The 12,934-nt window shown below is 38.2% G+C and carries 11 protein-coding genes; all 11 read left to right on the top strand.

The features are described from left to right. Positions 1-77: 77 nt before the first annotated feature. Positions 78-1,046 (top strand): flagellar assembly peptidoglycan hydrolase FlgJ, encoded by a 969-nt coding sequence (flgJ, locus tag NDQ71_RS06460; RefSeq protein WP_301562456.1) that lies wholly within the window; start codon positions 78-80, stop codon positions 1,044-1,046. A gap of 1 nt (position 1,047) precedes the next feature. After that, a complete protein-coding gene (gene flgK, locus NDQ71_RS06455; protein ID WP_301562455.1) occupies positions 1,048-3,054 on the top strand; it encodes a flagellar hook-associated protein FlgK in 2,007 nt (668 codons plus the stop codon). 2 nt (positions 3,055-3,056) lie between these two features. Then, positions 3,057-4,289, top strand: a complete 1,233-nt coding sequence (gene flgL / locus NDQ71_RS06450) for a flagellar hook-associated protein FlgL (RefSeq protein WP_301562454.1) — start codon at positions 3,057-3,059, stop codon at positions 4,287-4,289. A gap of 348 nt (positions 4,290-4,637) precedes the next feature. Beyond that, on the top strand, positions 4,638-5,609 hold the full coding sequence (locus NDQ71_RS06445; protein ID WP_301562453.1) for a flagellin: 972 nt from the start codon (positions 4,638-4,640) through the stop codon (positions 5,607-5,609). A 433-nt stretch (positions 5,610-6,042) separates the two neighbouring features. Beyond that, positions 6,043-7,020 (top strand): flagellin, encoded by a 978-nt coding sequence (locus NDQ71_RS06440; RefSeq protein ID WP_301562452.1) that lies wholly within the window; start codon positions 6,043-6,045, stop codon positions 7,018-7,020. Between the two features lie 165 nt (positions 7,021-7,185). Next, positions 7,186-8,157 (top strand): flagellin, encoded by a 972-nt coding sequence (locus NDQ71_RS06435; RefSeq protein WP_301562451.1) that lies wholly within the window; start codon positions 7,186-7,188, stop codon positions 8,155-8,157. A gap of 77 nt (positions 8,158-8,234) precedes the next feature. Beyond that, positions 8,235-8,669 carry a flagellar protein FlaG gene (locus tag NDQ71_RS06430; RefSeq protein ID WP_301562450.1) on the top strand — a complete coding sequence of 145 codons (435 nt, stop codon included), beginning with the start codon at positions 8,235-8,237 and terminating at the stop codon, positions 8,667-8,669. A gap of 31 nt (positions 8,670-8,700) precedes the next feature. Continuing rightward, a complete protein-coding gene (fliD, locus tag NDQ71_RS06425; protein WP_301562449.1) occupies positions 8,701-10,107 on the top strand; it encodes a flagellar filament capping protein FliD in 1,407 nt (468 codons plus the stop codon). 28 nt (positions 10,108-10,135) lie between these two features. Further along, positions 10,136-10,564, top strand: coding sequence for a flagellar export chaperone FliS (gene fliS, locus NDQ71_RS06420; RefSeq protein WP_301562448.1), 429 nt, complete (start codon positions 10,136-10,138; stop codon positions 10,562-10,564). After that, positions 10,554-10,841, top strand: a complete 288-nt coding sequence (locus NDQ71_RS06415) for a hypothetical protein (RefSeq protein WP_301562447.1) — start codon at positions 10,554-10,556, stop codon at positions 10,839-10,841. Before fliS ends, NDQ71_RS06415 begins: the two co-directional genes overlap by 11 nt. After that, on the top strand, positions 10,834-12,921 hold the full coding sequence (locus NDQ71_RS06410; RefSeq protein ID WP_301562446.1) for a 6-hydroxymethylpterin diphosphokinase MptE-like protein: 2,088 nt from the start codon (positions 10,834-10,836) through the stop codon (positions 12,919-12,921). Before NDQ71_RS06415 ends, NDQ71_RS06410 begins: the two co-directional genes overlap by 8 nt. Positions 12,922-12,934 lie beyond the last annotated feature (13 nt).

The following is a 12,934-nucleotide window of genomic DNA, read 5'->3' as shown; positions in this document are numbered from 1 at the left end:
TTTCCTGCATAGTAATTTCCTATTGGCGCAATTATTGCATTATTAATTTCATTATTAATCACTGTGTCAAATTGCTGATGGATACTAATCATCTCGATAAACAAAACTTCTTTGATTTAGGTAATCTTAATACTTTACGCCAAGATGCCTTAAAAAGTGATGCCTCGCCAGAAGCATCAAAAGAAGCATTAAAAAAAGCAGCGGCACAATTTGAATCTATTTTTACGCAGATGTTGCTTAAAAGCATGCGCAAGGCCAATGAAGCGTTTGAAGATAAAGACAGCCCATTCAATTCCAGTGGCGTAAAGTTTTTTGAAGAAATGCATGACCAGCAGTTATCAGTTGATCTTTCGTCAAAAGGCTCATTGGGCTTAGCCGATCTGATTGTGCAACAACTCTCTCCTGATGCAAAAGGCTTTACCCCAAGCTCGGTGCTACGTACCACTGATAATTTCAGTAGTGATCAACGTGCAAGCGGTAAAAGTGCTGATAGTTCGCCTGACATGGCTGCTGTTACTAGCAGCTCATCAACAGCGAAGAAGCCGCAATTTGAAAATGCAGAAGACTTTATTAGTAGTGTTTGGGAGCATGCCAAAACAGCGGCTGAAAAAATTGGTTTAAACCCAGCAGTAATGGTTGCCCAAGCGGCGCTCGAGACGGGGTGGGGTAAGCATATTATTAATAAAAGTGATGGTAATAGCAGTTTTAACTTATTTAATATCAAATCAGATAGAAGCTGGCAGGGTGAGAAAGCCAATAAAATGACACTAGAATTTGAGCAAGGCACGCCAGTAAAAAAACAAGCAAGCTTTCGAGCATACGATTCTATTAAAGACAGTGTGAATGATTTTGTTGAGTTTTTGACAGAAAACCCACGTTACCAAGAAGCGCTACAAAATACCGCAAAACCGGCTGCCTTTTTAGATTCATTACAAAAAGCTGGTTATGCCACTGACCCCAATTACGCTGACAAAATTAAGCAAGTGCTAAACCACACAGAGCTTAAAACATTGGCGACATCATTGGTTCGCCAAGGAGTAAATTAACATGTCGTTTAACTTATTTGACATTGCAAGCTCAGGCGTTCGAGCTAGCTCTGAGTTACTGCAAACCACCAGTAAGAACATTACCAATGTTAATACGGTAGGTTATGTACGCGAGCGTACAGAGCATATGACCATGATTGATAACCAAGTCGGTCGTGGAGAAACCTATCGCTTATTAAATGAGTTTGCTCAAAAGCAGCTCAATCGCGATACTTCAAATAAAACCTTTTTTGATCAATTTGTCACTGAAGCGGGTCGTGTTGATAGCTTGTTTTCTCAAGAATCCAATAGTTTATCGACCAGTATGAATTCGTTATTCAATAATGTGCAGGAAAGTTTAAATCAACCGTCTTCATCTGTTGCACGCTCATTAGTGATGACAGATGCTGAAAACTTGCTTGATCAAATGGAGCGTTTGTCAGGCATTGTATTTGATCAAAAAAATATCGTTAATGAGCAGTTAGAAATTTTTTCTGATGAAGCCAATACATTAATTCAAAATATTAGCAGCTTGAATAAGCAAATAGCGACCGTAAATGGTACACGCAATGAAGCAAACTCAAGCACTATGTATAACGAGCGAGATTTAGCTATTCGTAAATTATCAGAGCTAATCGATGTAGAAACACTAGATGGCCCGAATGGTGAGAAGCTTGTTTTTATGGGTACTGGTGAGTCATTAGTAATGCAAGATGGTGCCTTTAATTTATTTTCGATGAATGGCGATCCGGATCCTAATTTTAAAGAATTACATTTAGATATAGATGGCGGCAAAGCGGTGCCGCTTGAAGTGGATGCGAGTAAATTAAAAGGTAAAATAGGTGGCCTACTGGCATTTCGTGATGACATTTTAGTGCCCGCGCAAAATCAACTTGGCCAAATGGGCTTGGCGATTGCAGATGCGTTTAATCAACAAAACCGTTTAGGAATGGACGGTAATGGCGAACTCGGTGGGGATATTTTTACAATCCCAACTATTGGCGGTCACGCTTATCAAGCCAATACAGGCAATTCAAGTATAACGGCGACTTTAGAGCCCGGCAAAGGCAGTGAAATTCCTGCCAGTGACTTTATTGTTACTTATACCAGTGGCACAACTGTTGAAATACAACCTGTCGATAATAAAGGTCAGCCATTAGGTACTCCTGCAACCGCGGATATCGTCGCTGGCGTAATTGATTCATCAACGATTACTGGCGGAGAGTCGTATGGTTTACAATTAAATGTGTCGGGTAGTGGTAATGTTGGCGATCAATTTTCAGTAAAGCTTAATGCACAAGCCGCATCAAGTTTAACACTCGCCACCGATAGGCCTGAAGCGCTCGCATTGGCATCACCTATCCGTACAGCTGATAACATAAATAATACTGGTAATGCCAATATATCTGCTGGAACAGTGAGCAGTGTAACTAGCGGTGGCTTTACAACGACAAGTCCACCAGCTTTAGCGAATGGTGATATTAGTATTGTCAAAACCGCAAACGCAAATGAATACACACTTACAGATGGCAACGGAACAACAACATTTACTATAACTCCCCCTGCTGAGAATATGCTTGCTCAAGCTGGCGCTCCGTATGACAGCTATGGTTTTGATTTTAACATTGAAGGAACACCAGCTATAGGTGATAGCTTTACATTAGAATTTAATGAAGGCGGCTTTGATGATAACCGCAATGGCTTAATGTTGGCTGGGCTACAAAGTGGCGAGTTAGTGCGGCAAAATGTTACCACAACCGCATCAGCTGATAACCATAAAACATTCAATCAAGCCTATGCTGGGTTAGTCACTGATATTGGTGTTGTAACCAATCAAGCTATGACCAACGGGGCTGCTTTTGACGCATTAGCCCAACAGTCAGAGGCGTGGTATGAGTCATTGTCAGGGGTGAATTTAGATGAAGAAGCTGCAAACTTATTGCGTTTTCAGCAGTCTTACGCAGCTTCTGCACAAGTGCTTTCAGCAGCTCGTACAATTTTCGACACTTTACTTAGTGCTGCGAGGTAATTATGCGTTTATCAAATAACCAAATGTATCAAAATAGCTTAAATTCTATTTTGAATAACCAACAAAATGTTAATAAAGCGCAAGAACAAGTTAATACTCAAAAACGCGTACTCACCGCGGCAGATGATCCATCGGCAACTGCGCGGGCTTTACTGTATACCGACCGTATTCAAACGAATGAACAGTATAGTAAAAATATTACTATGCTGACGAGTCGGTTAAATACCCAAGAAAGTGTGCTTGAGAATATTAAAGGCTCACTTGAGAAAGCTTATACACTCGCGATTCAAGCCGGTAATGGGGTTTATACAGATATAGACCGTGAAGGTATTGCTGAGGAACTTAAATCGATACAAAGTAGTGTGCTCGATTTAATGAATGCCAAAACTGAAGATGGCAAATATATATTTTCAGGCTATCAGGATAACACCCAAACTTATTCCTTAGATTCATCAACAGGTAAATATGTGTATGGCGGTGACCAAGGTCAGCACAAGATTAAAGTTGCAGAAGGGGTTGAGATCAAATCCAGCGACAACGGCTTTGATACCTTTGAAAAGGTCAATGCGCGTTTAAATGTCGCCTCTTATGACGGCGTTGTATCGGGTGGTATCACCAGTGCAAAAGTGTATGTACGTGAGCAGGCTCAGTTTGATGCATTTCATAAAGCGAATTATAACGCGGATCCGGCAGCTGGAGCTGGAGCAAATACGTTTAATATTATAACGACCGCCGGTACACCTAATACATATCAGCTCGAACAAGGTGGGAATATTGTCAGCACGGGTAGTTTTGAGGGATCAAAAATTAAACTTGCGGGGATGGAAATTGATATTAGCCCAGTTGCAAACGGGCAGGTAGACTTTACTTTAGAAGCGCCAAAAAAAGAAAATATTTTAAACACGCTAAGCGACTTAATAACAGGGTTAACTGACCCAACAATTAGTCAAGAAGATTATGACCAAGTGTTGGCTGCGGCGATGATTCAAATTGATAACAGTAAAAATCAGGTCTCTTTAACTGAAGCCGGTTTAGGTGGGCGTTTAAATACAGCTAAAAAAATCACCCAATCGAATACTGATTTGGATGTAAATAATAAATCATCGCGTGCGGATTTGGTTGAACTCGATATGGCTGAGGCCATTACAGAGCTCACTAAACAAGAAACTGCACTACAAGCCTCGCAGGCAACTTTTGGCCGCTTAGCTAAATTATCACTGTTCGATTACTTATAAGTAAGTTATAAGAACATCAAGAGTAAGGCAAAATATTGCCTTACTCTAGTATTTCCCCAGCCTTTTAAGATCATCTCCTTACTATTTAACAGCTTAATAATTTCCTGAAGAAAAAGATCAGCATAATAATCTCTTTAGTTGTTTAATAAACTTTATTAATTTAATAACGATAAAATTTATTAAATTACATGAGCTTAAAAAATAATATAAAAAAAATAAAAAAAAAGCTAAAGGATTTTTTTGCTAGACCGATAACTTAATTAACCAAGCAAAGTGTTGTAAATAACAACCACTGCTTAATCTAGTAAGTTTGAGAGTAAATGATAAGTTTACTTCTGGAGAGATATCATGGCTTTATATGTAAATACAAATGTTAGCGCGTTAAACGCACAAAGACAATTAAATAATTCTGGTAATGCACTAGATACATCATTCCAACGTTTATCATCTGGTTTTCGTATTAACAGTGCGAAAGATGATGCGGCAGGCCTACAAATTTCTGACCGTTTAACCTCACAAATTAACGGTTTGAACCAAGGTAACCGTAACGCGAACGATGGTATTTCATTAGCACAAACAGCTGAAGGGGCATTAGATGAAGTTACAGCAATGTTCCAACGTGTCAGAACACTATCACAGCAAGCAGCAAATGGTTCAAATACAGATGAAGACCGTTTAGCGATCCAAGAAGAAATACGTTCATTATCTGAAGAAGTAAACCGTGTAGCAAGCGATACTACATTTGGTGGGCAAAACTTATTAGATGGTTCTTATTCAGCTAACTTCCAAGTTGGAGCTGATGCAGTACAAAATATTAGTTTTAGCATGAGAGATGTAGGTACTACTGCAGGCGGTGCAAACTCTATTTCGGCAAATGGTGGATTCACATTATCTGGTATTGCGAGTGTTGCAAGTGTTGTTACTGGTGCAGCCTTAAGTGCCACAACAGCTAACATTAGTGCTGCAGTAGGCGCGGCTCCAGATGATACTGGTTTTGCAGATGTTTTCACTAAAGGAGGTATAAGTGTTTCCTCACAAGCTAATGCGCAAGCAGTGATGGCAGGTATGGATGCTATGATTGCGGTTGTTGATAAAAAGCGTGCAGAACTCGGTGCGGTACAAAACCGCTTTCAATCTACGATCCGTAACCAATCAAATATTTCTGAAAACTTAAGTGCAGCACAATCTCGTATTAAAGATACTGACTTTGCGCAAGAAACTGCAAACTTAACAAAAATGCAGATTCTACAACAGGCTAGCCAAACAATTCTTAGTCAGGCTAATCAACGTCCACAGGCAGCATTAAGTCTTCTAGGATAATAATTGGTTGGGAAGAGTCAATTAATTGACTAAGAATGTAGCGCCTTTGTCTAATGGGGTATTAACAAAGGCGCTGAAACGGATTGATAAAGCGGAGGCGCTTAAAAATCCTGTATTGTTCTAACATTTGTAAGAACATAATTGTTAAAGCACAAACTATGCCAATAGTAAGTGTTAGACACACCCACTCTCAAACTTATCTTCAAAGGGCCTTATAGGCCCTTTTCTCGTTTTTTTTAATTCAATGCAACTCTATCTATAAAGTTGGCCTAAAGATTGCTGAATACTTATTACGATTTAAATTAATCTGCAAAGTGGCAGTTTATTGCCCCCGGTCAACTTAACTTGACTGTAGTAACTGGTCACTTTGTCAAAATTCCACTCAGTAAATTAAAGAGTGGCTTTAATTTGACAGATAAGAAGAGAGTTTATTATGGCTTTATTTGTAAATACCAATGTCAGTGCACTTAATGCGCAAAGACAGCTTGAAAGAACCGGTGGTGACCTAGATACTTCCTTTAAACGTTTGTCATCTGGTTTACGCATTAACAGCGCAGCTGATGATGCAGCTGGCTTACAAATTTCTGACCGTTTACAGTCGCAAATTTTAGGTTTGAATCAAGGTAACCGAAATGCTAATGACGGTATTTCGCTTGCGCAAACTGCCGAAGGTGCGATGGAAGAGATCACTAATTCATTCCAGCGGATTAGAACTTTGTCTCAGCAGGCGGCAAATGGCTCTAATACAGATGAAGATCGCCTTGCTATTCAAGAAGAGATCCGCCAACTCTCAGCTGAAGTTAATCGTATCGCAAGTGATACAACATTTGGTGGACAAAATTTATTAGATGGTTCTTACAAAGCAAGTTTTCAGGTAGGTGCTGATGCTGTGCAAACGATTGGCTTTAGTATGCAGTCAGTAGGTGAAAATAGTGCTGGTGTTGCTAATTCTATTTCTGCGGTAGGTGGTTTTACTTTGGAAGGGATTGCAAGTGTTGCAAGTGCTGTTAGTGGGAATGGTTACGGTGTATTAGCTGTTGGCATCAGCTCTATAGGCGGGGTTGCTGCTACAGCAATTACTTTTGCTGATATATTTACGGCTGATGGAATTACTGTTTCATCACAAGCTAATGCGCAAGCAGTGTTTGCTGGTATGGATGCAATGATTGCTGTTGTTGATAAGAAGCGTGCTGAGCTCGGTGCAGTACAAAATCGTTTTCAATCAACAATCCGGAATCAAGCAAATATTTCAGAGAATCTTTCAGCGGCTAAATCACGTATTAAAGATGCTGACTTTGCTGCGGAAACGGCTAACTTGACTAAAAACCAGATTTTACAGCAAGCAAGTCAAACTATTTTAGGTCAGGCAAATCAACGACCTCAAGCTGCATTAAGCTTGTTACAGGGTTAAAGTAGTATAATTTTGTTAAAAGTTTATAAATAAAGCTAAAGTTTCCGTTTTATCTGACGATAACTGACTTAGAGAACTAAAAATCTAGGACTCTCAGTCTGGAGTAATAACAGGGTAGGGGTATCCCGTTGTTATTCTATTTAAAATGATAAAACGGAGGCTATTATGGCTTTATATGTAAATACTAATGTGAGTTCATTGAACGCACAGCGCCAGTTAATGAAATCTGGCAACTCTTTAGACACCTCTTTCCAACGATTATCATCTGGCTTACGCATAAATAGTGCTAAAGATGATGCGGCTGGTATGCAAATAGCTAATCGTTTGACAAGTCAAACAAATGGTTTAACTCAAGGCAATCGTAATGCAAATGATGGCATTTCACTTGCTCAAACGGCTGAGGGCGCACTTGACGAAGTAACATCGATGTTTCAACGTGTTCGTACACTTGCGCAACAAGCATCTAATGGTTCAAATACTGATGAAGATCGTCTTGCTATTCAAGAAGAAATTCGTTCGCTATCAGAAGAAGTGAATCGAGTTGCAGCTGACACTACCTTTGGTGGTCAAAACTTATTAGATGGAACGTATTCAGCTAACTTTCAAGTAGGTGCTGATGCAGTTCAAAATATTAGTTTTAGTATGAAGGATGTTGGTACAACTGCCGGTGGAGCTAACTCCGTTTCTGCAAGTGGTGGCTTTACACTTTCAGGTATAGCGAGTGTTGCAAGTGTTGTTACTGGTGCAGCCTTAAGTGCTACAACGGCTAACATTAGTGCAGCAGTAGGTGCAGCTCCAGATGATACTGGTTTTGCAGATGTGTTTACGGAAGGGGGAATTAGCGTATCTTCTCAAGCAAATGCTCAAGCAGTGATGGCTGGTATGGATGCTATGATTGCAGTTGTAGATAAAAAGCGTGCTGAGCTGGGGGCTGTACAAAACCGTTTTCAATCGACGATTCGTAATCAATCAAATATTGCAGAGAACTTATCTGCTGCACGTTCACGGATTCAAGATACTGATTTCGCGTCAGAAACAGCTAATTTGACTAAATCACAAATATTACAACAAGCAAGCCAATCTATTTTGAGTCAAGCAAACCAGCGTCCACAAGTAGCATTATCGTTACTAGGCTAGACGGTTAATTAGGTCATTATTGAGATATTGTCTCGATAATGACTTATACTTTGTTTGTATTTTAAAGGAGAGCTACTATGGCTGACTTAGGTGGAATAATTAAATCGAGTGAAAACTTCACCGCTAACTCATCTTTTACAAATAAAAATGAGTTAAATGAAGCAAGTAAAAAAGCAACTGTTGAACAAGCTGGTACAAAAATTGCTGGTAGAGAGCCCGCACTTGTTGATAATAGTCAGCAACTTGATTCTGAAAGTGAAAGAAAAGCACTGATCGACGAAGTGAAAGAAAACTTAGAGAAATTTAATAAATATATTCCTGTGACGGCTACAAATTTAAAATTTGAATTTGATGAGCAGGGTGATCCACCAATAATTAAAGTGTTTGATAAAACAAGCGAAAAAGTTATTCGTGAAATTCCAACTGAAGAGTTTAGAGAAGTTGCTAAAGCTTTAGATGAATTTGCCGATAAACTTACTAACAAAGGTTTGTTACTAAATCAAACCGTATAATATTTTTTGGAACAGATAGTAGGAGAGAAGTATGCCACTTATAACATCCGCAGGTATTGGATCTGGGCTGGATCTCGAAAGTATCATTAAAGCATCTGTTGATGCCGAAAATGTTCCAAAGATGAATGCCTTTGCAAAAAAGGACAAGTCGTTAGAAGTTGAATTATCTTCAATCGGAGAGATCAAGTCTGCGTTATCAAAGCTACAAGACACAATAAAAAAGCTAGCAGATCCTGATAATTTTAATAAACGTATTGCGAATATCACTCAACCAACAAGTGATGACGGTGATCTCGTCTCAGTTACCCCAACAAAAGATATCACTCCTGGCAACTTTAAAATCGAAGTATTAGAAGTTGCTCAAGGCAGTCGCGCGACATCAAAGACGGGTTTTACGTCAACGGATGATGTGGTTACTGCTTCTGGAGGCACCTTGTCATTTGCTGCTGGAGACAAAAGCTTTGATCTAACTCTCGATGCAGGTGCGACATTAGCTGATTTACGTAACGCAATTAATGACTCGGATGATAATTTTGGTGTAACGGCAAATATTATAAACACTGGCACGGAGTCAAAATTAGTACTAACGTCAAGTGTGAGTGGTGCTGGTAATGACTTGGTAATCACCAATGATAATGCTGAGCTTGATAATGTATCTACTGATGCTAATGGTGGACCTCCTGATAGCGGTGGTATTGGTATATCTGATGATAACAAAGCAAAAAGCGCAGTAATTAAAGTTGATGGTATTGAGATTACCAATGACACCAATACGTTTAAAGATGCTGTACAAGATATGACGATCACCGCTAAACGACAAAGCGTTGATGGAGAAACGGCAAAGTTAGCTGTTAGCTATGACCGTGAGAGCGTTACAAAATTAATTGATGAATTTATCGCTAATTATAACAATGCTATAGGGCAGTTAGGCCTGCAATCGAGAGTCGGTAAACCTTTGAATAGCGATGCAACCGTTCGTACTTTGAGCTCGCAAATGGTCAATATGCTTTCTACCAATTTAACTGATGCAGGGCCTTTTACGAGCATTTTTGATATTGGCCTAGGCGTTGATAAAGAAGGTTACCTAGAAAAATCAACTTTAGTCCGTAGTTTGAATACAGCAATGGATGAAAATTTTGATGATATCGGCAAGGCTTTTGCTGGTGAAAATGGTGTTGCTAAACAGTTCGAATCTTTTTTAGATAATTACGTAAGTTCAAAAGGAATCTTGAAACAACGAGAAGATAATCTTAATACGCAGGTCACTGATTTAGAAGATGATGTTCTAAAGCATGAATTTAGAATGACCGAATTAGAAGGCAGACTTAGAAAGCAATATGCAGGCTTAGATGTGTTACTGGCGCAAATGCAATCAACACAACAGTACTTAGGAGCGCAGCTTGCGAGCTTACCTGGATTTACAAGAAACAAATCATAAATGAATTTTGATTTAAAAGGGTTTTAATATGTATAACGCCAAAGTAAAAAATTATCAGAAAGAAGCACTCAAGACCCGTGTTGCCGGTGCTGATCGCTATGAAATAATTCAGATGTTAATGGCGGGTGCGATTGAAAAAATGGTGATGTCTAAAGTTGCTATTGAAAGAAAACACATGGAAGCGAAGGCCGAACATTTATCTAAAGCGACTGCTATTATTGAAGCCTTAAGGGGCTGTTTGGATTTTAAAGTTGGTGGTGAAGTGACTGATAATTTATATGCACTTTATTCTTACATGATAGATCGCTTAGTTGATGCAACGATTAAAAACGATCCTACAATCATCGATGAAGTGTCAGGTTTACTCAAAGAAATAAAATCAGCCTGGGACGCAATTCCTCATGATATTAAGGAAAAAACATTAAGTGAAAATGGCTTAGATGCGCATGCAGGATAGTGTTAAAGAGCTTTACGAGACGCTTGATGCGCTCAAAGAAGCTATTGATAATAGTAATTATGAGTTGGCGAAAGAGAAAGACTTAGCCTTTAAGATCCATGTTGACTCTATAATAAAAAACTCGAGCGACGATACAGAAAATGAACAGTTAGCTAGTCTTTTTAATGATTACAGTAAAGTAATTGAAAATATAGAACTTAAAAAGAAAGATACGTATAAAGAAATGGTAGAATTTAATACTAATCAAAAAAAACTTCAGAAGTATAAGCATGGATAAAAATAGCCTAAAAGATTTAAAACAACTCGATAGCAAAATTACTTCCCTTATTGAACAGGGTGAAAGAGAAGCTTTATTCAGTGATTCGGCTAATAAGCTTTTTGAACTCAATATTCGTGCATTTCAAAAGTACTTTCCTGACATTGCTGACAAATTTTTAGCTCATCAACCAAATGAAAAGTTTAATTTATTTTTAAATAAAAATGGTCAGGCCAATATTATCGATTACAACACGGGAGTACCTTTTTACCGTGATGATATTGAAGAGCAAGTTGAAGAACAGATTCAAAACTCGATAGATAACCCTATATTTTCTAAAATAAACTACGGTTACCTTGAAAATCTAGATAATCCTTACGACTTCATGCATGTTGATTTAATCAAAGATGCCGGTGCAGCTTATAATAAGGCAAAAAACAACCTTCAAGGAAATAGTTGTTTAGATTCAAAATTACCCAGTGTGGTGATTTTTGGTGTTGGTCTTGGGTATCATCTTGATAAATTATTAAAGGAATTTCCGTGCGCGTATTTGAATATCTTTGAACCAGAAGAAGATTATTTCTTTGCTAGCTTATTTACTTTTAATTGGCACGACTACTTAACATCAATAGATAACTCTGGTGCATCACTTTATATTAGTATAGGTGTTAGTGAAGAAGAGACTTACAGTCAATTATTTACGCGGGCACAAGAGATTGGCCCTTTCACAATATCTAACTCACTATTTTATCAGCACTATCCATCGAGTTTAATCGATAATCTTATTTTTAAAATAAGAGATAATTTCCATGAATTTTTTATGGGTTGGGGTTTTATTGATGATGCTTTTATGAGCCTAGCTCATAGTGTTGAAAACGTTAAAAACAAGATGCCATTTTTTTATGCTCATAGCGCATTAGAGAATAAATTTAAAGATTTCCCGGTTTTCATTCTTGCAAATGGACCTTCACTTGATCGTGATATTGAAACAATCAAGTCTTTGCAAGGGAAAGTTGTTGTAGTTTCATGTAACTCAGCAACAACAGCCTTACTTCAGCATGGGATTATACCGGATTTTCATGCAGCGTTAGAGCGTTCAAGAGCGACTTATGATTTTTTAAAGGCATTCATACCTGAAGAATATAGAAAAAACATGGGGCTACTTACCGTAAATGTGATGCATCAAGATGTTGCAAGTTTATTTGGTTGGTCAGGTGCAGCTTTAAAAGGCCGTGAAGCAGGTACGAGCCTTCATCAGGTTGCAGAGATATTCTCCAGAAAGAAATCAAGTGCAACCATTCCATATTGTAATCCTCTTGTTGGAAATATGGCGCTAAGCTATGTGGCATCATTAGGGTTTAAAAATGTTTATTTGTTTGGTGTGGACAATGGCTATATAGATCCAAAACACCATCATTCTAAATCGAGCATGTATTATAACGATAAAGGTGATACTGTTTACGAACCCTTACAAATAGGTTCGAAGTTGTATGTTGAGGGGAACTTTGGGGAAACTGTGATTGCTGATCACTTTTTATACTCAGGAAAAGTTCAGATGGAAAGGTTATTACAAACCTCCAGAGCAAAAGGTCTTAGCTGCTTCAATTGTAGTAATGGTGCAAAAATTAATGGCACTATTCCATTATTGTCTGAAGATATTATTTTACAAGAAACACAAATAACAAAATCCCAAGTTTCATCTTACGTAAAAAATGAGTTGTTCTATATTCCAGATGAAGATTTTGATTTAGAAAACTTTTTAGACTTTGAAGGGTTTGATAAGTTATGCGCCACTTTAATTGAGATACTTGAACCTGAAGTATTAAATCGTTCAGAGGCGTTTGATCAAGTACTTAGACACATTCAATTGTTAGTTTCAATAAAGGAAACGCAGTTTAGCCATCATTATATGGTATTGGAAGGTGAGGCGCTTTACCTCAATTCTATCATCATTAATATGTTATATAATTATGGTAATGCCACCGAAATCTTACCCTACTATGAAAATATTAAAGGTATATGGTGTGATTTTTTGAGAAAAGCACCAGAACTCTATCGTCAAAATTGGAACAAGGCGAGTGACCATGTATTTGAAGTTTAAATAGACGAAATAT

The sequence above is a fragment of the Pseudoalteromonas sp. KG3 genome (genome assembly GCF_030436385.1).
Lineage (GTDB): Bacteria > Pseudomonadota > Gammaproteobacteria > Enterobacterales > Alteromonadaceae > Pseudoalteromonas > Pseudoalteromonas prydzensis.
This window is presented reverse-complemented; position numbering and strand designations above follow the sequence as displayed.